The organism is Actinomadura kijaniata NBRC 14229 (assembly GCF_001552175.1).
GTDB classification, from domain to species: domain Bacteria; phylum Actinomycetota; class Actinomycetes; order Streptosporangiales; family Streptosporangiaceae; genus Spirillospora; species Spirillospora kijaniata.
Map to the genome: position 1 here is coordinate 1 of NZ_BCQR01000062.1, position 19,108 is coordinate 19,108.

Here is a 19,108-nt window from a genome sequence, read left to right on the forward strand (position 1 = left end):
CTCCGGCGCAGCAGGCTCCGGCCCGCGCCGCCCGCCCGGCCCCGGCCGCCGCCCCCGCCGAGCAGCTGGCGCTGCGCGGCAAGACCGAGAAGATGTCCCGCATCCGGCAGACCATCGCCCGCCGCATGGTCGAGTCGCTCCAGGTCTCGGCGCAGCTGACCACCGTGGTCGAGGTGGACGTCACCAAGATCGCCCGGCTGCGGGACCGCGCCAAGGCCGACTTCGAGGCCCGCGAGGGCGTCAAGCTGTCGTTCCTGCCGTTCTTCGCGCTGGCGGCGGTCGAGGCGCTCAAGCAGCACCCGAAGCTGAACGCGGTCATCAACGGTGACGAGGTCACCTACCACGACGTCGAGAACCTCGGCATCGCGGTGGACGTGCCCGAGCGCGGCCTGATGGTCCCGGTCATCCACAACGCCGGCCAGCTCAACCTGGGCGGCCTGGCGCAGCGGATCGCCGACGTCGCCGCCCGCACCCGCGACAACAAGGTCAGCCCCGACGAGCTGGCCGGGGGCACCTTCACGCTGACCAACACCGGCAGCCGCGGCGCCCTGTTCGACACCCCGATCCTCAACCAGCCGCAGGTCGGCATGCTCGGCACCGGCGCCGTCGTCAAGCGCCCCGCCGTCATCGACGACCCCGAGCTGGGCGAGGTCATCGCGGTCCGGTCCATGGTCTACCTGGCCCTGACCTACGACCACCGCCTCATCGACGGCGCCGACGCCGCCCGCTTCCTGGGCACCATCAAGCACCGCCTGGAAGAGGGCAACTTCGAGGCCGACCTCGGCCTCTGAGAACCCCGAACACCACGGAGCCCCGCCGCGCGAACGCGCGGCGGGGCTCCGCGTTTACACATGCATGGCCGTACCGTCTACGGCATGCTGGGAGTGACACCATTGGGGAGAGCGACCCCAGCAGGGCGACTGGAGGCGACCACAGTGAGCGAGCACGCCCTCTCTCTCGGAAACCACGATGACGGTGCTCTGGATCTGCGAAGCTACGCGGAACAGCTTCTGGAGACCCACAAGGTCGAATACGTGGATGAGGGGGTACTGCTGGTGATGGCGCCGGCGGGCTTCGAGCATCGGTCGATCATCGAGTCGATCGTCGACGCCATCAAGGGAGCCTTCTACACCTCCCAGACCACGACCAACTGGGCCACGCACTCCGAGAACTTCCAGTGGGACCTTCCCGACCAGAGCGGGCGTTTCTACATCCCCGATCTGGTAGTGACACGCCGGGACGCGCACACCGCGCAGGAGGAGCGGGAAGGAATCGCCCTGGTCGTCGAGGTCACCTCGCCGAAGTCCCCCGACACCGTGCTGAACGACCGGGAGACCAAGCCCAAGCAGTACGCCAAGGCCGGGATTCCGCTCTATCTTCTGATCGACCAGGAGCTCCGCACCTGGACGCTGCACGCCCTGGCCGACGGCTGGATCCGCTACCAGATCGCGGCGGACGGCCGCTACGGCGAGAAGATCTTTCTCCCTGAGCCGTTCGGCTTCTCGATCCCCACCGGGGACTGGCCCGAGTACGGGTCGTTCTGACCTTCACACGTGGGAGCCCCCCGGCCATGTGGCCGGGGGGCTCCCACATGCCTCATTCGGACCTGCGGTCGGAGACGGCGTAGGCGGAGGCCGCCGACACGGCCGCCACTCCCAGGACGGCGGGCCAGGCGCCGGTCCTCTTGGCCAGGGGGTGGGAGCCGCCGAAGCCTCCCAGATAGATCGCGGTGAGGGCCGCGGCGGGCACCGGACCGGCGGTGCGGGCCCAGTCCCGGGCGCACCAGGCGCCCGCGGCGGCGAGGACCGCGCCGCCCAGTTCGCGGCGGCGGGTGAAGCGTGCGGTGGCGTATCCGCCGATGAGGCCGGACGCGGCCACGGCGGCAGAAGGGATCTTCGGCATGTCCTGGAGGTTACCCATCCGCCGCCCCCTAGGCTCGGCATATGAGGGTGACGGTCACGGGTTCGACCGGGCTGATCGGGACGGCCCTGGTGCGCTCGCTGCGCGCCGACGGGCACGAGGTGGTGCGGCTGGTGCGGCGCGAGCCGTCCGGGCCGGACGAGGCGCGCTGGGACCCGGCGGGCGGCACCGTGGACGCCGCCGCCGTGGAGGGCTCCGACGCGGTCGTGCACCTGGCGGGCGCGGGCGTCGGGGACCGGCGGTGGACCGCGTCCTACAAGAGGGAGATCCGCGACAGCCGCGTGCTCGGCACCCGGACGCTGGCCGAGGCGGTCGCGAGCGCCGCGCGCGGGCCGAAGGTGCTGGTGTCGGGGTCGGCGATCGGGTTCTACGGCGACACCGGGGACCGCGAGGTGGACGAGGACGCCCCGATGGGCCGCGGGTTCCTCGCCGAGCTGGTCCGGGACTGGGAGGCCGCGGCGCGGCCGGCGGCCGAGGCGGGCGTCCGGGTCGCGCACGCCCGCACCGGGATCGTGCTGGACGGGAGGGGCGGCCTGCTGGGCAGGGTGCTGCCGCTGTTCCGGCTGGGCCTCGGCGCCCGGCTCGGCGACGGCCGCCAGTGGGTCAGCTGGATCTCCGCCGACGACGAGGTCGCTGCGCTGCGCTTCCTGATCGACCACGAGATCTCCGGCCCGGTCAACCTCGTCGGTCCCTCCCCCGTCACCAACGCCGGCTACACCCGCGCGGTCGCGCGGGCCGTGCGCCGTCCGGCGGCGCTGGCCGTCCCGGCGTTCGCGCTGCGGCTGGCGCTGCGGGAGTTCGCCGACGAGGGACCGCTGATCAGCCAGCGGGTGCTGCCGCGCCGACTGGAGGAGGCGGGCTTCCGTTTCGCTCACCGCGACCTGGGGTCGGCCCTCGAAGCGGTCCTGTGAGGCCCAAGATTCACCAAAACGCCCTGCGGTCGCCGACGGTACCCGTACCGTGACCCTGAGAAACGCGCCGACTGCACTGAGGAGCGCCGGGAGCAATGAGCACAGACGGACAGCCGCACATCTTGGCCATCGGCGGCGGGACCTTCGTCCCGGACGGCAGGTACGGCGTGAAGCCGAGCCCGCTGCTGCGCTACGCCCTCGACCTGACCGGCCAGGACCGCCCCCGGGTGTGCTTCCTGACCACGGCCGTGGGCGACGGGGCCGAGTACATCGCCCGGTTCTACGGCGGGTTCTCCCGGCTGGACGCGGAGGTCAGCCATCTGGCGCTGTTCCCGATGCCGAACGTCGCCGACATGCGCGCCCACCTGCTGTCCCAGGACCTGATCTACGTGTCCGGGGGCAGCGTCGCCAACCTGCTGGCGCTGTGGCGGCTGCACGGCCTCGACGAGATCATGCGGGAGGCGTGGGAGGCGGGCGTGGTGCTGTCGGGGCAGAGCGCGGGCGCGCTGTGCTGGCACGTCGGCGGCACCACCGACTCGTTCGGCCCGCAGATGAGCCCGCTCACCGACGGGCTGGGGTTCCTGCCGTACTCGTGCGGCGTCCACTACGACAGCGAGCCGCAGCGGCGGCCGTTGCTGGAGCGGCTCGTCGGGGAGGGCAGGCTGCCGGGCGGGTACGCCGCCGACGAGTCGGTGGCGCTGCACTACGTGGGCGCCGAGTTCGTGCAGGCGGTGTCCTACCGCAAGGAGGCCGGGGCCTACCACGTCCAGGCCGACGGGCCGGGCACCGCCAAGGAGGTCCGGATCGAGCCGCGGCTGCTGGCCACGCTCTGACCGGCCGACGGCGACCGGCCGGTAACAACCAGGCGGCATAAGCTGGGCGGCGTGAGCGACGTAGACGTACGCGAGTCCGGCACGGAGACCCCGGAAACCGCCGAGCCGGTCCGCAACCCCCGCAGGGACGACGGCGACCTCGTCGTGGTGCACGTCGGGTTCGGGAGCGCGGCCGTTCCCTACCTGGAGGGCTGGGACCTGCAGAAGCGGGTCCAGCAGCGGCGGATCGACGACGAGATCGGCGACACCGTCCTGCTGATGGAGCACGAGCCCGTCTACACGGCGGGCAAGCGCACCGAGCCCCTGGACCGGCCGTTCGGCGACCCCGGCGCCCCGGTGGTGGACGTGGACCGCGGCGGGAAGATCACCTGGCACGGTCCCGGGCAGCTCACCGGCTACCCGATCGTCAAGCTCCGCGACTCCACCGGCGGCGTGGCCATGGTGCGGGTGCTGGAGCACATGATGATGGCGGTCTGCGCCGAGTTCGGACTGACCACCAAGTTCGTGGAGGGCCGCAGCGGGCTGTGGGTGCCGGGCGCGCCCGACCGCAAGCTCGGCTCGATCGGGATGCGGGTGCGCCGGGGCGTCACCATCCACGGCTTCCAGATCAACTGCGACAACGACCTGTCATGGTTCGACCGGATCGTTCCGTGCGGGATCCGGGACGTGGGGTCCACGAACCTGTCGCGGGAGCTGGGGCGTCCGGTGCCGGTGGCCGAGGTCGTCCCGCTGGTGGAACGCCACCTGGCCGAGCTGCTGGGCGCCCCCGCGGTGCTGCACCGCACCACCGCCCAGCTGGAGGCGTGAGGGCCGGGCGGCCGGGGTCCGTCCCGGCCGCCCGGCTCACGCCCGCGGCGCCATCGCCTTGTAGACGGCCTGCCCCTCGTCGGCGGCGTCCCGGAAGAACCGCGTGAGGCCCTCGTAGGCGGGCCGGAAGAACCGCTCGCGGGCCGCCTCGTCCAGGGCGGCCGCGTCCTGCACGCCGGCGGCGGCCATCGCGGCGCGGTCCCAGCGGCGCGCGACCGCGTCGAACGGCGTGTCCGCCAGGTGCTCGGCGGCGCTCTTGACCCGCTCGGCCGCCAGGTAGATCACGTCCAGGCCGAGGTCGGCGGTGCCGTTCTCGGTGAGCAGCCGCCCGCCGCACACGATGTCGGCCTCCGGCGGACGCCCGTCCCACGGGTCCCCGGTGATCAGATAGTGCAGCACCTGCCAGCCGCCGCCCAGGTCCAGCAGCGCCCCGGCGGACCGGTCCCGCCAGCGCGGCGTGCCGAAGACACGGTGGGCGATGCGCGCGGGATCGGGCTCCCCCTCCAGCACCGGCGGCACTCTGAGGTACGACATTGCCAGACCCAAGGGGTTCCTCCTGCGAAGGGTGAAGCGAAGGCGACAGCCAGTCACCTTAGAGAGATCCACAGCTACGGAGGGTAGAAACGCGGGAATCGGTGGCCGTCTCCCGTGGTCGCCGCCCCTCCGGGGACGATCATCCCCGATGTGCCGACGGGGTTGATCCGGACGTAACCTGAGGGGGTGACGACGGTGACACCTGAGGGGCGCAAGCTCCTGCGCATTGAAGCCCGCAACAGCCAGACCCCCATCGAGCGCAAGCCGGAGTGGATCAAGACCCGGCTGAAGATGGGCCCGCAGTACCGCGAGCTGACGTCCCTGGTGAAGTCCGAGGGGCTGCACACCGTCTGCCAGGAGGCCGGCTGTCCCAACATCTACGAGTGCTGGGAGGACCGCGAGGCCACGTTCCTCATCGGCGGCGACCAGTGCACGCGGCGCTGCGACTTCTGCCAGATCGACACCGGCAAGCCCGCCGAGTTCGACCGGGACGAGCCGCGCCGGGTCGCCGAGTCGGTGGCCACGATGGGCCTGAAGTACGCGACCGTGACCGGCGTGGCCCGCGACGACCTGGAGGACGGCGGGGCCTGGCTGTACGCCGAGACCGTGCGGCAGATCCACGCGGCCGTGCCCGGCTGCGGCGTCGAGCTGCTGATCCCCGACTTCAACGCCGACCCCGCGCAGCTGGCCGAGGTGTTCTCCTCCCGCCCCGAGGTGCTGGCGCACAACGTGGAGACCGTGCCGCGGATCTTCAAGCGGATCCGGCCCGGCTTCCGGTACGAGCGCTCCCTCGAAGTGATCACCCGGGCGCGCGAGGACGGCCTGGTCACCAAGTCGAACCTGATCCTCGGCATGGGCGAGACCCGCGAGGAGGTCTCCGCGGCGCTGCGCGACCTGCACGAGGCGGGCTGCGAGCTGGTCACGATCACGCAGTACCTGCGGCCGTCGCCGCGCCACCACCCGGTGGAGCGCTGGGTCAAGCCCGAGGAGTTCGTCGAGCTGTCGGCCGAGGCCGAGGAGATCGGCTTCGCGGGCGTGATGTCCGGGCCGCTGGTGCGCTCCAGCTACCGGGCGGGCCGGCTGTACAAGCAGGCGATCGAGGCCCGCCAGGGGTGACCGGCGGACGGTAGCGCACGACTATCCTTGGGGACATGTCGAAAAAGCCCACGGACGGGGCCCAGGAGCGAGTGGGCCGTTTCAAGCAGATCCGCATGGTCGCGGGCCTGCTCAAGCAGGCCGACCCGAAGGCCCTCCCGATCGTCTTCGGTGCCGCGCTCGCCACTCTGGTCGCCGTCATCCTCATCGGTCTGCTGATCGACCAGCTCTGGTTCTTCATTCCGCTGGGCGTCCTGGCCGCGTTCGCCGTGGGCATGATCATCTTTGGGCAGCGGGCGCAGAAGGCGCAGTACAAGATGATCGCCGGGCAGCCGGGCGCGGCCGCCGCGATCCTGAAGAACATGCGCGGCAACTGGTCGGTCACCGAGGCCGTCGCCGGCAACCGGAACCTCGACATGGTGCACCGGGTCGTCGGCCGCCCCGGCGTGGTCCTGGTGTCGGAGGGCCCGCGCAACCGGGTCGGCCAGCTGCTCGGCGCGGAGAAGAAGCGCCTGTCGCGCGCCGCCCAGCAGGTGCCGATCTATGACGTGCAGGTCGGCGACGAGGAGGGCCAGATCCCGGTCGACCGGCTCCAGCGCCATCTGATGAAGCTGCCGCGCAACCTGACCAAGGGCCAGGTCGCCGAGCTGAACGACCGCCTCCAGGCGCTGCCCCGCGCGATGCCCATGCCCAAGGGCCCGGTCCCGCGCGGCGCGCGGATGCCGAAGGGGCCCAAGCCGAAGACCCGCTGACCCTCCCCCACGACGAGGAAAGCGCCCCCTCGGGGGCGCTTTCGTGTTCCCGCCGCGTTCTCCCGCGGGGTCAGACGCGCACGACGATCGAGTTGGCGGCGCGGTCGTGCAGGCCCCGGTAGTCGCGGTCCCAGACGAGGGCGGGGATGACCAGCACCAGCAGGAGCGTCCGCACCAGCGCCCACACCGGCCCGACCGGGCCGCCGTCCGGCCGCACCACCCGGATGCCGGTGATGCGCTTGCCGATGGTGATGCCGAGCAGGCTGGTCAGGACCCACGCCTGGATCGCGAAGATCACCAGCGTGGCCAGGCTGCGGGTCGGCGGGGACCACGCGAGGACGTTGGCCAGCAGGCTCGCCACCAGCAGCGACAGCAGCCAGTCGATGAGCAGTGCCAGCAACCGGCGGCCATAGCCCGCCACCGACCCGCTGCCCTCCGCGGGCAGTCCCAGGCGTTCTCCCGGCGTTCCGAGGTCGACCCCGGCCGAGCGGGCGCCGCCCAGCCACGTCTGCGTCCACCGAGGCCCCTCGGCCTGGCGTCCCTTACCGCTGCTCATGCCCTCTACGCTATCCGCTCCCCGGCGCGGCCCCGATCCGGCCCCGCTTACCGCCCCCCGCCCGGGTCCCGGTCAGTGACCGACGTCATAGAGTGATGCGTAACACACCGGAAACACAAGGGACACGGCCGGGAAACGGCCGCCCCATAGCCTGCCCGAAGCCAAAAGCGCCCCAAGGAGGCTGGATGTTCAGCAGCGCCGACGAGGTCCTGAGCTTCATCAGGAACGAGGACGTGAGGTTCGTCGACTGCCGCTTCGTGGACCTGCCCGGCAAGATGCAGCACTTCACGTTCCCGGTGGAAAGCTTCGGCGAGAGCGCGTTCACCGAGGGGCTGATGTTCGACGGCTCCTCGGTCCGCGGATTCCAGGAGATCCACGAGTCGGACATGCTCCTGCTGCCCGACCCGAGCACGGCGGTGGTGGACCCGTTCCGCCAGCACAAGACGCTGAACCTGAACTTCTTCGTGCACGACCCGCTGACGGGCGAGCCCTACAGCCGCGACCCGCGCAACGTCGCCAAGAAGGCCCAGGACTACCTGCGCGGCACCGGCATCGCCGACACCTGTTACTTCGGCCCCGAGGCCGAGTTCTACATCTTCGACGACGTGCGCTTCGAGACGAAGCAGAACGCCGGGTACTACTACCTCGACTCGATCGAGGGCGCCTGGAACACCGGCCGCGAGGAGCCCGGCGGCAACCTCGGCGCCAAGCCCCCGTACAAGGGCGGCTACTTCCCGGTCCCGCCGATGGACCACTACACGGACCTGCGTTCGGAGATGGTCGCCCAGCTGCTGTCGTCGGGCATCCACGTCGAGATGCAGCACCACGAGGTCGGCACGGCGGGCCAGGCGGAGATCGACTTCCGCTTCGACACCCTGCTGAAGACCGCCGACAACCTCCTGCTCTACAAGTACATCGTCAAGAACGTCGCGCGCGCGGCGGGCAAGACGGTGACGTTCATGCCCAAGCCGATCTTCGGCGACAACGGCTCCGGCATGCACTGCCACCAGTCGCTGTGGAAGGACGGCTCCCCGCTCTTCTACGACGAGGTGGGCTACGCGGGCCTGTCCGACAACGCCCGCTACTACATCGGCGGCCTCCTCAGGCACGCGCCCGCGCTGCTGGCGTTCACGAACCCGACGGTGAACTCCTACCACCGGCTGGTGCCCGGCTACGAGGCCCCGGTGAACCTGGTCTACTCCCAGCGCAACCGCTCGGCCTGCATCCGCATCCCGATCACCGGGAACAACCCGAAGGCCAAGCGCGTCGAGTTCCGCGTGCCGGACCCGTCCTGCAACCCGTACCTGGCGTTCTCGGCGATGCTGATGGCGGGCCTGGACGGCATCAAGAACAAGATCGAGCCCGCCGACCCGGTCGACAAGGACCTCTACGAGCTGCCGCCGGAGGAGGCCCGCGCGATCCCGCAGGTCCCCGGCTCCCTGGAGGAGACCCTGGCCGCGCTGGAGGCCGACCACGACTTCCTGCTGGAGGGCGGCGTCTTCACGGCCGACCTGATCGAGACGTGGATCGCGATGAAGCGCGAGTTCGAGATCGACCCGATCCGCCTGCGCCCGCACCCGCACGAGTTCGAGATGTACTACGACATCTGATCCCGAGCCTGGCGCTCGCGGCACAGCACTCCGGACACGAGGCCGCCGGTCTCCCGCCGTACCACGGCGGGAGACCGGCGGCCTTCCGTGTGAGCCGGGTGGTCATGGGAACGACCCTCGCCGGACGAAATCCGATAGGACCGTTTTCCGGCGAAGTCCCCCTTTGTTGATCTTGATGCTTCTATGCTCAAGATCATGTTGATGCGCCGAACCCTGCGGGCCGTCACCGCGCTCACCGTTACCCTCGCCGTCGCCGTCACCGGCTCGGTCGGCGGTGGGACGGCGACGGCGCGGGCCGACGAGGCCCAGCCGCAGTCACTGTTCTACAACCACGCCTACGCGGTGGTCGACAAGGAGACCGCCGACGCCATCGAGAACTCCGACTACCTCCGGAAGTTCGCCAACTTCGAGGTCCGCACCACGACCGGGGGCGGCATGACCTGGAAGGGGCGCTACCTGTACGGCCGGGAGACCTACATCGAGTTCTTCGGTGAGGGCGACCTGCCCGGCCAGGACGCCCTGTTCGGGTCCTCCGGGATGGCCGTCTCGACCGAGAACGCCGGCGACCTGGTCAAGGTGACCGACCGGCTGAAGGCCCTGGGGGTCACCGACCCGGCCGAGTACCGCCAGACCCGGAACTTCGGCGACGGCGTGCCGGTGCCGTGGTTCGACACCATCCGTACCACCGGCGACCAGTACGACGCCTTCGACGCCTGGGCGATGGAGTACCTGCCGGAGTACTTCGCCGACCCGCGCAGCAAGACCGAGCCGGCGAGCCACCCCGGCGACGTCAGCCGGGAGCGCTACCTGCCCGACACCTACCGCGACCGCATGATGCGCGACGTGACCGCCCTCCACCTCGCGGTGCCCCAGCGCGACCTCACCAACACGGTGCCGCTGCTGAAGGCCGGCGGCTTCGCCGTCCAGACCCTTCCCAACGGGATCGTCGCGCTGCGCGGCGGGACGAGGATCCAGCTCGACGCCGTCCCGCGCGAGCGGGCGGGCCTGCGGCGGGTCGAGATGTCGCTCAACCAGTACCTGGACCACCGGCACGAGGAGCGGATCGGCAGGTCCACCCTCGCCGTCGGCCCCGGCGCCCGCGCCGTGTGGACGTTCGACGGCCCGAAGTAGGAACCGGACACCGGGACGAACGGCGCCCGGACCGGCCCGCGTCACGATCGTCGCGGGCCGGTCCGGGCGCCGTCGCGCGTGGGGGCGGATTCGGCCGTCCTGACCTGGGTAGGAACCGCGCCCCAGCGATCTGGAGGCGGCCATGACGGAGCAGGCGCCGGACCGGTCCGGCGACGTCGGACGCGGTGCCGCGGAGGAGACGGACGACTCCCCGCACGAGGACCCCGACGCGACGCGCGAGGGCGAGGGCGCGGGCGACCGCCCCGAGGAGCTGAACCCCGACGACTTCGAGTGACGGGCGGGAGGGAACGCGACCGTGAGGACACGGAGGCAAGCGGCGTCGGTGGCGGCGTCCGGCACCTGGCGGGACCCGGACGGGGTGCGGCTGCCCGCCGGGGAGGTGCACGCCTGGACGTCCGGGACCAACCAGACCCTGTGCGGCCTGCCGCTCAGCCGTGCCCGGCTGCTGCGGTTCCCGCACGTCGCCTGGCCGGACATCCTTCCCGAATCGGGAGGATCGGCCGACCGGGTGCAGCGGGTGTGCCCGCGCTGCGCCGCCGCCATGGGCCGCCGCCGCGACGAACGCCCCTGGACGCGCACCGATCCCCGTCCCTGACCGGCACCGGCCGCGCTTCCCGGCGTTCCCCGTCCGCGGGTGACGGCCGGGACGCGGACGACCGGCGGAGCGGGGCCGGGGGTCTTCGCGAGGCCCATCCCCACTGACCCGGGCGGAGTTGTCCGCAAAAGGCCATGCGGCCCTTCCCGCCGACCAACGGTGATCGCGCGAGCGTGCGCCGGTGCGTGGTGAAACGAACGGAGCCTGGAGTCCCTCCGCGCGGAAGAACGCCGACGGCGTTTCCGGTGCGACGGATCCGCAGGTCCGGGCCCGGCGGCCGCCGTCCGGAGACCGGACCGGCCGTCGCGGGCGAGGCCGTTCCCGTCCTCCCTGGTGGCGCGCCCCTCACCCCGACGGCCGCCGTCGCGCGTCATCCCTTTCGCCAACGGCCGTACACGGGTCTTTTCCCTGACGTCCGGTTGTCCGCCTTTTCTGACAGGGTTACTTTGATCGAAGTCAGATTTCAGCCGTCGACCGAAGCGGGGGTCGCGATGGCACGGTCCGGCGACAGGCGAACGGTGGCCGCGCACGAGGCGGTCGCCGCTCCCGCGCCGCCGTTTTCCGGGGAAACGCGCGGCGGATCCGGGTCGCCTGTGCTGGGGGTGGCGCTCCTGCTGGTCTCCGCGGGCTCGTTCGGCGCCATGGCGATCTTCGCGCGGATCGCCTACCGGCACGGCGCCGACGTCCACGGCGTACTGGGGGCGCGGTTCCTGATCGCGGCGACGATGCTGGTGGCGCTGATGGCGGTCACGTCGGCCCGCTGGCCGCGCGGCCGTGACCTGTGGGTGCTGCTGGCCATGGGCGCGGTGGGCTACGTCGGGCAGTCGTTCTTCTACTTCACCGCGCTGACCCGCATCCCGGCGGGCCTGGTCGCGGTGCTGTTCTACACCTACCCGGCCCTGGTCGCGGTGTGCTCGATGGTCGTGACGCGCCGGGCCCCGGCGCGCGGCACGGTGACGGCCATCGTCCTCGCGACGGCGGGCGTCGTGCTGATCGCGGGGGTGCAGTGGTCGGCCGACGCGGTGGGCATCGCGCTGGCACTGGCGGCGGCGGTCGTCTACACCGGCTACATCATGGCGGGCAGCCGCCTGTCACCGCAGGTCGGCTCCCTGTCCTCGACGGCGGTGGTGTGCCTGGCGGCGGCCGCCGTGTACCTCGGCGCGTGCGCGGCGCACCGGCCCGCGCTCCCGGTGGACGCGGCCGGGTGGAGCGGCGCCGCCGCCACGGCGGTGCTGTCCACCGTGGTCGCGATCATCACGTTCTTCGCGGGCCTGCGCCTGCTGGGCGCGGCGCCCGCCGCGGCGATCTCCACGGCCGAACCGGCCGTCACGGCGGTCCTGGCCTTCCTGGTCCTGGGCGAGGGTCTGTCCGGGCTCCAGGTGGCCGGAGCCGCGGCGATCTGCGTTTCGGTTCTGTTCATTGTCCGAGGTCAGCAACAACCGGAATAGTCCGGTTGCGATTAACCGTCCGCCTCTTCCGCGCTTTACCTCGAACGGCCGACCGTGCTTTCACCGGCCGTTCCCATCGGACTTGACCGATTTTCGGATTCCCTCCTGACTGAACCCATCCGATGAACGCCTGCGCCTTTTCCGGGCCGCGGGCCGCGGCCGCGCCCGCGTGCGGCCGCCGAGGAGGAACGCTCCATGACCGACTGCCATCCCGTCGCGCACCGGCGCGACGCGTCCGCCGTCGCCATCGTCGGCACCGGCTCCTACCTGCCCGCCACCGAGGTCACCAACGCGCAGCTCGAATCGCGCCTGAACGTCCCGCCCGGCTGGATCGAGGAACGCACCGGGGTGCGGGCGCGCCGGGTCGCCCGCGAGGACGAGGCGACCTCGGACCTGGCCACGGCGGCCGGCGAGGCCGCCGTGGCCGACGCCGGGATCGACCGCCGCGAGATCGACCTGGTGGTCGTCGCCACCTCCACCCCCGACCAGCCACTGCCCGCCACCGCCTGCACCGTGCAGGCCAACCTGGGCCTGGCGGGGTGCCCGGCCTTCGACGTCGACGCGGTGTGCACCGGCTTCCTCTACGCGCTGGAGGTCGCCCGGTCCATGATGACCGGCAACCCCTCCCTCCGGCACGCGCTGGTGATCGGCGCCGACACCTACTCCCGTGTCCTGGACCACACCGACCGGCGCACCTCCGTCCTGTTCGGCGACGGCGCGGGCGCCGTCGTCCTCGGCCGGGCGCCGGTCGGCATCACCGACCTGGAGCTGGGGGCCGACGGTTCCATGGCCGACTACGTCCGCATCCCCGCGGGCGGCAGCCGCCGTCCCACCAGCGCCGACACCCTGCGCTCGGGCGGGCACCTGTTCCGGATGGAGGGGCGCGCCGTCCGCCTCTTCGCCGAACAGATCTTCGCCGACCTAGTCGACCGGGCGCTGGCCCGCGCCCGGCTGGACGTCGGCGACCTCGGCCTGGTCGTGCCGCACCAGGCCAACGTGCGCATCCTCGAACGCTGCGCCGGGCGGGCCGGACTGTCGCCCGGCCAGATCGCCATCACCGCCGACACCTACGGGAACACCGGCGCCGCGTCGGTTCCGGTCACGTTGCACCAGGCCGTGCGCGACGGGCGGGTGCGCCCGCGCGACAAGGTGCTGTTCGTCGCCTTCGGCGGCGGCATGACCTGGGGAAGCGCCCTGATGACATGGGCGGGACGCGACGACCGGGGCCCCGGCCACGCCTCCCGACCGACCGAACTGCAGGGGAGCACGCGATGACCGCCGACGTCGGCCACTCCTACCTCGGCCGCACCGGGCGGTCCCACAAGCTGTACCGCAGGGCCCTGGCCACGATGCCGGCCGGCGCCACCCGCAGCCTGAACTCCTGGCCGCCGCATCCGCTCTACCTGACCCACGGCCGCGGGTCCCGCGTCACGGACGTGGACGGCAACGAGTACGTCGACCTCCTCAACAACTACACGGCCCTGGTCCTGGGGCACGCCGACCCGGAGGTCGTCGAGGCCGTCAGCGCCGCGGCGGCCCGCGGGACCAGCTTCTCCTTCTCCACCCCCCAGGAGAGCGAGCTGGCCGAGCTGCTGTGCGCGCGCGTGCCGTCGCTGGAACGGGTGCGTTTCGCCGGTTCCGGCACCGAGGCGGTCATGTTCGCGCTGCGCCTGGCCCGCGCGCACACCGGGCGTTCGCGCATCGCCAAGATGGAGGGCGGGTTCCACGGAACCCACGACGACGTGGCCGTCAGCGTCCGGCCCTCGCCCGGCTCCTGGGGGCCGGCGCACGCGCCGGCGTCCACCGCCGACATGGCCGGACTGCCCGACGGCTGCCCGGACCGCGTGCTGGTGCTGCCGTTCAACGACGTCGCGTCCACCACCGCCCTGCTGCGCCGCCACCACCGCGACCTCGCCGCGGTCATCGTCGAGCCGATCCTGGGCGTGGGCGGCATGCTGCCCGCGACCGGGGAGTACCTGGCGGCGCTGCGCGCGCTGTGCACCGAGCTGGGCATCGTGCTGATCTTCGACGAGGTCATCACCCTGCGGGTCTCCCCCGGCGGGGCCCAGGCCGCCTACGGGGTGCGCCCCGACCTGACGGTGATGGGCAAGGTCATCGGCGGCGGGCTCCCCATCGGCGCCTACGGCGGGCGCGACGACCTGATGAGCCAGCTCGAACCCCAGGGCGGCACCGATGTCTACGACGCCCGCTCCGGCGGTCCCCGCCTCTACCAGGGCGGCACCTTCACCGGCAATCCCTGCAGCCTCGCCGCCGGGCTGGTCACCCTGCGGCGTCTCACCCCGCGGGTCCAGAACGAGCTGGCCGCCAAGGGCGACCAGCTGCGGGGCGCGCTCGCCCGCCGCATCGCCGACGGCGGGCTGGCCGCCGCGGTCACCGGTCACTCCTCCCTGTTCAACATCCATGTCGGCGTCACCGACGTCACCGGGTTCCGCGACGTCCGCCGCGTGGACGCCGCCGCGCAGCAGGCGCTGTTCCTGGACCTGCTGACCGAGGGGTTCATCATCGCCCCGCGCGGGATGGGCGCCGTCTCCACCGCCACCGACCGCGCCGACATCGACGCCTTCGTCGACGCGGTCATCGCCGCGCTGACCCGCCTCGCCGCCCCCTGACGGACCGCACCCGCCCGCGAAGGAGTGCCGACCATGCAATGGACCCCCGACCAGCGGCGACGCCGCCGCCACTTCCACGATTTCGCCGCGCGCGTCATCGCCCCCGGCAGCGCCGGACGCGACCGCGCGGCGGCCTTCGACCGCTCCCTCTGGCAGGCCCTGGCCGACGAGGGCTTCTGGGCCGCCCGCGTGCCCGCCGAGTACGGCGGCTCCGGCGGCGACCTGTGGGACTTCCTCGCCGGGTTCGAGGGCCTGGCCCTGGGCGCCGACGACTGCGGCTTCGTCCTGTCGGCCGTCGCCCACGCCGGGTTCATCCAGCTCCTGCTCGACCACGGCACCCACGAGCAGCGGGCCGACCTGCTGCCCCGCCTGGTCGGCGGCGCGGTCGGCGCGACCGCCGCCACCGAACCGGGCGGCGGCTCCCACGTGGCCGCCATCACCACCAGCGCCGTCCGCCGCGACGGCGGCTACCTGCTGTCCGGTTCCAAGTCCCACATCACCAACGCCCCCGTCGCCGACCTCATGCTGATCGTGGGACGCGTCCCCGAGGCGGGCGGCCACGACATCACCCTGTTCGTCATCGACGCCGGGCAGCCCGGGGTCGAACGCGGCAAGGCCGAGGAGCTGCTCGGCCAGCGGACCAGCCCCACCGGCGCCATCGAGATGGACCACGTCCCCGTCGGCCCCGACCGCGTCATCGCCGGCGTCGGCCAGGGGCTGGAGACGCTCTACTCCTTCCTGGCCTTCGACCGCCTCATGTACGGCGTCGTCGCGGCCACCCAGCTGGAGAACATGATCGACCTCGCCCGCCGGCACGTCACGACCCGGCGCGCCTTCGGCGCCCCGCTGGCGGAGCACCAGTTCATCCAGGACAAGCTCGTCGACATGAAGGTCACGCTGGAGGCCAGCCGCCATCTGGCCTACGCCACCGTCGCCGCCCTCCTGCGCGACGACCCCGACCTCGGCTCGCTGGCCTCCTGCACCAAGCTCACCGCGTCCGAGGGACTGGTCCGCGCCGGCACCGAGCTCATCCAGATCTTCGGGCACCTGGGCTTCCGGACCGACCAGGGCGTCGAGCGCTACCTGCGCGACGCCGTGGCGTTCCGCATCGCCGGCGGCACCACCGAGATGCAGAAGAAGAACATCATCAAGTTCCTGCTGCGGCCCCGGCCCGCCTCGGACCCGGCGCGCGAACCCGTCCCGGCACCGTCCTGAGATCCGCCGTCCCGAAGGAGAACCCCATGTCCGGCACCCCCGACCGGCCCGCGCCCGGCCCGCGCGTCGACGCCCGCCGCACCATCACCGTCGCGCCCGCCGACTGCGCCACCCAGTGGGGCAACGACGACCTGGAGGTGCTGTCCACCCCGGCCATCCTCGGCCACATGGAACGGCTGTGCGTCACCGCCGTCGCACCCCACCTGCGCTCGGGCCAGATGACCGTGGGCGTCTCGGTCGAGATGCGCCACCTGGCCCCCACGCCGGTCGGCGAGAAGGTCGAGTTCCACATCACCACCGCGCTCACCGGCCGCAGGTTCACCGTGACCTTCACGGCCGCCGACTCCGCGGGCCGGGTGCTGGCCACCGGCACCCATGACCGCGCCATCGTCGACGAGGCGGCCTTCCGTGCCCGCATCGGCGGCCCCGCGTCCTGACCGGACGCCCGTCCCCACCGAAACCGCCCAGGCCGAGGAGCCACCATGGACTCCCCCACCTCGTTCGCCGTCCCCTCCGAGATACGCATCCTGACGAACCCGCCGCTGCTCCTGCGGAAACACGACGGCACCGCCGTGTGCAAGCTCATCGCCACCCGCTATGTGCCCGACCTCGGCTGGGTCTACGAGACCGTCGACGCGGACTCCGACGCCGAGCACGTCAAGCAGGTGGAGTGCCTGCGCAGCATCATGGGCTACACCGTCCTCGGCGAGGCCGGCCCGGCCGCCTGACCCCGCCCGTCACGACACCCGCCCACCGGCGATCCGGGCGGTGGCGCAGGCGCCGCCGCCCGGGTGGAGGCTCGGTGTTCCGTCACCGGGTGGTGCCATCATGTGCCATTGGCAGTGGGAGGGGCAGGGCGTGATGGTGCAGCAGGGTCTACGGCCCGTTCGGGAGCCGCGGGAGGTTCTGCGGGGGGCCCACGAGCTGTTGGAGGCCGCGCGGGCGTTGCTCGGGGACCACCGGGAGGCCCGCGCCGGCGTGCACGAGGCGTTGCGGCCGTTGCGGAACGGGATCGCGCGGGAACAGCTCTCCGCCATGCCCGTGGCGCGGCTGAAGGACGTCACCGGCGGGCGGCTGCGGCTCGGGGCCGTCGAGCAGGCCGGGATCTCCACCGTCCTCGACGTGCTCGACTCCACCCCCTACCGGCTCCAGCTGATCCCCGGCGTCGGGCCCCAGACCGCCAACCAGCTGCATGCCGCCGCGCGCCAGCTCTGCGAGGCCGCCGAGCGGTCCGCCTCCATCCGCGTCGACGCCGGGTCGCGGGACGAGGCCACCACCCGGCTGCTCATCGCCCTGCACCGCCTCGTCAACGCCGGGACCGGCCTCACCAGGGCCCGCGCCCTCGCCGAGGAGCTGGACGAGCGGCTGAGCCCGCTCCTCGCCGACGCCCGGCCTCTGCGCAGCTGGTGGCGGCGCGTCCTGGCCACCAGAGCCCAGCGGGAACGCGCCCGCGCCGCCGTCGCGCGGGCGGCCGCGATCCTGGAGGAACGGGCCGGGTCCCGGACCCTGCTCGCCCAGGCGTCGGTGGACCTGCTGCGCCCCCCGGCGGACGGCGACCGGGCCTGGATCGACTACGAGCTGCGCGCCGCCGACTACCAGACCCTGCTGGCCGAGCTGGCCGCCGTCGACCCCGAGCACGACGCCGTCGAGGGCTTCCTCCCCACCGACCTGGCCGAACGCGTCCGGGCCCAGCCCCTGGACGACACCCACCGCGACGTCTCCCTGCGCGGCTACCAGGCGTTCGGGGCGCGGTTCGCGCTCGCCCAGCGCCGGGTGATCCTCGGGGACGAGATGGGGCTCGGTAAGACCGTCCAGGCCATCGCCGCCATGGCCCACCTGCGCGCCGAGGGGGCCACGCACTTCCTGGTCGCCTGCCCGGCCAGCGTCCTGGTCAACTGGGTGCGCGAGGTCGAGAGCCGCAGCTTCCTGCCCGTGCGGCCGGTCCACGGGCCCGGCCGGGCGCGGGCGTGGGAGGAATGGGCGCGGGACGGGGGCGTCGCGGTCACGACGCTCGACAGCCTCCACACCCTGCCGCCCGCGCCGGGGGTGGACGTCGGCATGTTCGTCGTCGACGAGGCCCACTTCGTCAAGAACCCCGAGACCCGCCGGTCCAGGGCCGTGGCCGCGTGGTGCGGGAACGTCGGGCGCGTGCTGTTCCTCACCGGCACCCCCATGGAGAACCGCGTCGAGGAGTTCCGCAACCTCGTCGCCCACCTGCGGCCCGAGCTGCTCCCCGCGATCCGGCAGAGCGACGCGGCCGTGGGGCCGAGGGCGTTCCGCGCGGCGGTCGGGCCCGTCTACCTGCGCCGCAACCAGCGGGACGTGCTGCTGGAGCTGCCCGAGGTCATGCACGTGGACGAGTGGGAGGAGTTCAGCGCCGCCGACGCCCGGGCGTACCGGAAGGCCGTGCGGGACGGCAACTTCATGGCCATGCGCCGCGCCGCCTACGCCGACCCGCAGCGGTCGGCCAAGCTGCGCCGCGTCGTGGAGCTGGTCCAGGAGGCCGCCGAGAACGAGCTCAAGATCGTCGTCTTCTCCTACTTCCGCGACGTGCTGGCCGCCGTCCACCAGGCGCTCGGCCGGGAGGTCCACGGCCCCGTCACCGGCGACGTCCCGGCCGCGCGGCGGCAGGAGATCGTGGACCTGTTCACCGACGAGCCCGGGCACGCCGTGCTGCTCGCCCAGGTCCAGGCGGGCGGCACCGGGCTGAACCTCCAGGCCGCCTCGGTGGTCATCCTGTGCGAGCCGCAGGTCAAGCCCACCCTGGAGGCGCAGGCGGTGGCGCGGGCCCACCGGATGGGGCAGGCGCGGCGGGTGCAGGTCCACCGGATCCTCACCCCCGAGGGCGTCGACCAGCGGCTGCTGGAGATCCTGCGCGTCAAGGAGGGCCTGTTCGACGCCTACGCGCGGCGCAGCGACCTGGCGGAGGCGACGCCGGACGCGGTGGACGTGTCCGAGCCGGAGCTCGCCCGGATGATCATCGCGGAGGAGAGGGAACGGCTGGCCACCTGAGCGTCCGGGAACTCTGGGAAGATCGCCGGTGCCGGGCG

General features: G+C 72.6%; 21 protein-coding genes. 18 read left to right on the top strand and 3 right to left on the bottom strand.

What is annotated here, in order from left to right:
* Together AKI01S_RS20330 and AKI01S_RS20340 are read left to right on the top strand one after the other, a co-directional pair.
* A partial coding sequence (locus AKI01S_RS20330; protein WP_174567401.1) for a 2-oxo acid dehydrogenase subunit E2 occupies positions 1 to 791 on the top strand: 791 nt, incomplete at its 5' end.
* Between the two features lie 84 nt (positions 792 to 875).
* Positions 876 to 1,544: a Uma2 family endonuclease gene (locus AKI01S_RS20340; RefSeq protein ID WP_281186085.1), complete on the top strand. Its 669-nt coding sequence runs from the start codon at positions 876 to 878 to the stop codon at positions 1,542 to 1,544.
* A gap of 52 nt (positions 1,545 to 1,596) precedes the next feature.
* Here the strand turns inward: AKI01S_RS20340 and AKI01S_RS20345 are convergent, their stop codons facing one another.
* On the bottom strand, positions 1,597 to 1,902 hold the full coding sequence (locus tag AKI01S_RS20345) for a hypothetical protein (RefSeq protein ID WP_067820027.1): 306 nt from the start codon (positions 1,900 to 1,902) through the stop codon (positions 1,597 to 1,599).
* 41 nt (positions 1,903 to 1,943) lie between these two features.
* Here AKI01S_RS20345 and AKI01S_RS20350 point away from each other — a divergent pair, with 41 nt between their 5' ends.
* The 3 genes from AKI01S_RS20350 (at position 1,944) to lipB (ending at position 4,471) form a co-directional block, all read left to right on the top strand.
* Positions 1,944 to 2,831, top strand: a complete 888-nt coding sequence (locus AKI01S_RS20350; RefSeq protein WP_067820030.1) for a TIGR01777 family oxidoreductase — start codon at positions 1,944 to 1,946, stop codon at positions 2,829 to 2,831.
* A 95-nt stretch (positions 2,832 to 2,926) separates the two neighbouring features.
* Entirely contained in the window at positions 2,927 to 3,664 is a 738-nt protein-coding gene (locus AKI01S_RS20355; protein WP_067820033.1) for a Type 1 glutamine amidotransferase-like domain-containing protein, read from the top strand.
* Positions 3,665 to 3,715: 51 nt separating this feature from the next.
* On the top strand, positions 3,716 to 4,471 hold the full coding sequence (gene lipB, locus AKI01S_RS20360; protein ID WP_083999913.1) for a lipoyl(octanoyl) transferase LipB: 756 nt from the start codon (positions 3,716 to 3,718) through the stop codon (positions 4,469 to 4,471).
* Between the two features lie 36 nt (positions 4,472 to 4,507).
* On the opposite strand, the gene AKI01S_RS20365 is transcribed toward lipB, so the two are convergent.
* Complete coding sequence (locus AKI01S_RS20365; protein ID WP_245681705.1) at positions 4,508 to 5,005, bottom strand: DUF1877 family protein; 498 nt, start codon at positions 5,003 to 5,005, stop codon at positions 4,508 to 4,510.
* A gap of 186 nt (positions 5,006 to 5,191) precedes the next feature.
* Between AKI01S_RS20365 and lipA the strand changes: the two genes are divergently transcribed.
* Both lipA and AKI01S_RS20375 read left to right on the top strand, forming a co-directional pair.
* On the top strand, positions 5,192 to 6,121 hold the full coding sequence (lipA, locus tag AKI01S_RS20370; protein ID WP_067820039.1) for a lipoyl synthase: 930 nt from the start codon (positions 5,192 to 5,194) through the stop codon (positions 6,119 to 6,121).
* Between the two features lie 35 nt (positions 6,122 to 6,156).
* The gene (locus AKI01S_RS20375; protein ID WP_067820042.1) at positions 6,157 to 6,852 is read left to right on the top strand and encodes a DUF4191 domain-containing protein; all 696 of its coding nucleotides are present in this window, start codon (positions 6,157 to 6,159) and stop codon (positions 6,850 to 6,852) included.
* A gap of 70 nt (positions 6,853 to 6,922) precedes the next feature.
* Here the strand turns inward: AKI01S_RS20375 and AKI01S_RS20380 are convergent, their stop codons facing one another.
* Positions 6,923 to 7,408: an RDD family protein gene (locus tag AKI01S_RS20380; protein ID WP_067820044.1), complete on the bottom strand. Its 486-nt coding sequence runs from the start codon at positions 7,406 to 7,408 to the stop codon at positions 6,923 to 6,925.
* Positions 7,409 to 7,593: 185 nt separating this feature from the next.
* Between AKI01S_RS20380 and glnA the strand changes: the two genes are divergently transcribed.
* The 11 genes from glnA to AKI01S_RS20430 all read left to right on the top strand — a co-directional run bounded on the left by glnA (position 7,594) and on the right by AKI01S_RS20430 (position 19,070).
* A complete protein-coding gene (gene glnA / locus AKI01S_RS20385) occupies positions 7,594 to 9,018 on the top strand; it encodes a type I glutamate--ammonia ligase (RefSeq protein WP_067820048.1) in 1,425 nt (474 codons plus the stop codon).
* Positions 9,019 to 9,213: 195 nt separating this feature from the next.
* Positions 9,214 to 10,149 (top strand): DUF5829 family protein, encoded by a 936-nt coding sequence (locus AKI01S_RS20390; protein WP_067820172.1) that lies wholly within the window; start codon positions 9,214 to 9,216, stop codon positions 10,147 to 10,149.
* A 142-nt stretch (positions 10,150 to 10,291) separates the two neighbouring features.
* On the top strand, positions 10,292 to 10,444 hold the full coding sequence (locus tag AKI01S_RS50730) for a hypothetical protein (protein WP_157419969.1): 153 nt from the start codon (positions 10,292 to 10,294) through the stop codon (positions 10,442 to 10,444).
* 21 nt (positions 10,445 to 10,465) lie between these two features.
* A complete protein-coding gene (locus tag AKI01S_RS20395) occupies positions 10,466 to 10,765 on the top strand; it encodes a hypothetical protein (protein WP_067820050.1) in 300 nt (99 codons plus the stop codon).
* Positions 10,766 to 11,367: 602 nt separating this feature from the next.
* Positions 11,368 to 12,213, top strand: coding sequence for a DMT family transporter (locus AKI01S_RS20400; protein ID WP_218009748.1), 846 nt, complete (start codon positions 11,368 to 11,370; stop codon positions 12,211 to 12,213).
* Between the two features lie 195 nt (positions 12,214 to 12,408).
* A complete protein-coding gene (locus tag AKI01S_RS20405; protein ID WP_067820056.1) occupies positions 12,409 to 13,488 on the top strand; it encodes a 3-oxoacyl-ACP synthase III family protein in 1,080 nt (359 codons plus the stop codon).
* On the top strand, positions 13,485 to 14,843 hold the full coding sequence (locus tag AKI01S_RS20410; protein WP_067820060.1) for an aspartate aminotransferase family protein: 1,359 nt from the start codon (positions 13,485 to 13,487) through the stop codon (positions 14,841 to 14,843). Before AKI01S_RS20405 ends, AKI01S_RS20410 begins: the two co-directional genes overlap by 4 nt.
* A gap of 33 nt (positions 14,844 to 14,876) precedes the next feature.
* Positions 14,877 to 16,058 carry an acyl-CoA dehydrogenase family protein gene (locus tag AKI01S_RS20415; RefSeq protein WP_067820063.1) on the top strand — a complete coding sequence of 394 codons (1,182 nt, stop codon included), beginning with the start codon at positions 14,877 to 14,879 and terminating at the stop codon, positions 16,056 to 16,058.
* A 26-nt stretch (positions 16,059 to 16,084) separates the two neighbouring features.
* Positions 16,085 to 16,495: a thioesterase family protein gene (locus AKI01S_RS20420; protein WP_083999919.1), complete on the top strand. Its 411-nt coding sequence runs from the start codon at positions 16,085 to 16,087 to the stop codon at positions 16,493 to 16,495.
* A 45-nt stretch (positions 16,496 to 16,540) separates the two neighbouring features.
* Positions 16,541 to 16,786, top strand: a complete 246-nt coding sequence (locus AKI01S_RS20425) for a hypothetical protein (RefSeq protein ID WP_067820066.1) — start codon at positions 16,541 to 16,543, stop codon at positions 16,784 to 16,786.
* A gap of 100 nt (positions 16,787 to 16,886) precedes the next feature.
* Complete coding sequence (locus AKI01S_RS20430; RefSeq protein WP_218009749.1) at positions 16,887 to 19,070, top strand: DEAD/DEAH box helicase; 2,184 nt, start codon at positions 16,887 to 16,889, stop codon at positions 19,068 to 19,070.
* Positions 19,071 to 19,108 lie beyond the last annotated feature (38 nt).

What these genes read in the sequence shown, in the direction of transcription:
- AKI01S_RS20420 (WP_083999919.1), top strand. Translation starts at nt 16,085, where the DNA reads ATGTCCGGCACCCCCGACCGGCCCGCGCCCGGCCCGCGCGTCGACGCC.
- glnA (WP_067820048.1), top strand. Translation starts at nt 7,594, where the DNA reads ATGTTCAGCAGCGCCGACGAGGTCCTGAGCTTCATCAGGAACGAGGAC.
- AKI01S_RS20405 (WP_067820056.1), top strand. Translation starts at nt 12,409, where the DNA reads ATGACCGACTGCCATCCCGTCGCGCACCGGCGCGACGCGTCCGCCGTC.
- AKI01S_RS20390 (WP_067820172.1), top strand. Translation starts at nt 9,214, where the DNA reads ATGTTGATGCGCCGAACCCTGCGGGCCGTCACCGCGCTCACCGTTACC.
- AKI01S_RS20430 (WP_218009749.1), top strand. Translation starts at nt 16,887, where the DNA reads ATGTGCCATTGGCAGTGGGAGGGGCAGGGCGTGATGGTGCAGCAGGGT.
- AKI01S_RS20410 (WP_067820060.1), top strand. Translation starts at nt 13,485, where the DNA reads ATGACCGCCGACGTCGGCCACTCCTACCTCGGCCGCACCGGGCGGTCC.
- AKI01S_RS20425 (WP_067820066.1), top strand. Translation starts at nt 16,541, where the DNA reads ATGGACTCCCCCACCTCGTTCGCCGTCCCCTCCGAGATACGCATCCTG.
- AKI01S_RS50730 (WP_157419969.1), top strand. Translation starts at nt 10,292, where the DNA reads ATGACGGAGCAGGCGCCGGACCGGTCCGGCGACGTCGGACGCGGTGCC.
- AKI01S_RS20350 (WP_067820030.1), top strand. Translation starts at nt 1,944, where the DNA reads ATGAGGGTGACGGTCACGGGTTCGACCGGGCTGATCGGGACGGCCCTG.
- AKI01S_RS20345 (WP_067820027.1), bottom strand. Translation starts at nt 1,902, where the DNA reads ATGCCGAAGATCCCTTCTGCCGCCGTGGCCGCGTCCGGCCTCATCGGC.
- AKI01S_RS20380 (WP_067820044.1), bottom strand. Translation starts at nt 7,408, where the DNA reads ATGAGCAGCGGTAAGGGACGCCAGGCCGAGGGGCCTCGGTGGACGCAG.
- AKI01S_RS20375 (WP_067820042.1), top strand. Translation starts at nt 6,157, where the DNA reads ATGTCGAAAAAGCCCACGGACGGGGCCCAGGAGCGAGTGGGCCGTTTC.
- AKI01S_RS20415 (WP_067820063.1), top strand. Translation starts at nt 14,877, where the DNA reads ATGCAATGGACCCCCGACCAGCGGCGACGCCGCCGCCACTTCCACGAT.
- AKI01S_RS20365 (WP_245681705.1), bottom strand. Translation starts at nt 5,005, where the DNA reads ATGTCGTACCTCAGAGTGCCGCCGGTGCTGGAGGGGGAGCCCGATCCC.
- AKI01S_RS20355 (WP_067820033.1), top strand. Translation starts at nt 2,927, where the DNA reads ATGAGCACAGACGGACAGCCGCACATCTTGGCCATCGGCGGCGGGACC.
- AKI01S_RS20340 (WP_281186085.1), top strand. Translation starts at nt 876, where the DNA reads ATGCTGGGAGTGACACCATTGGGGAGAGCGACCCCAGCAGGGCGACTG.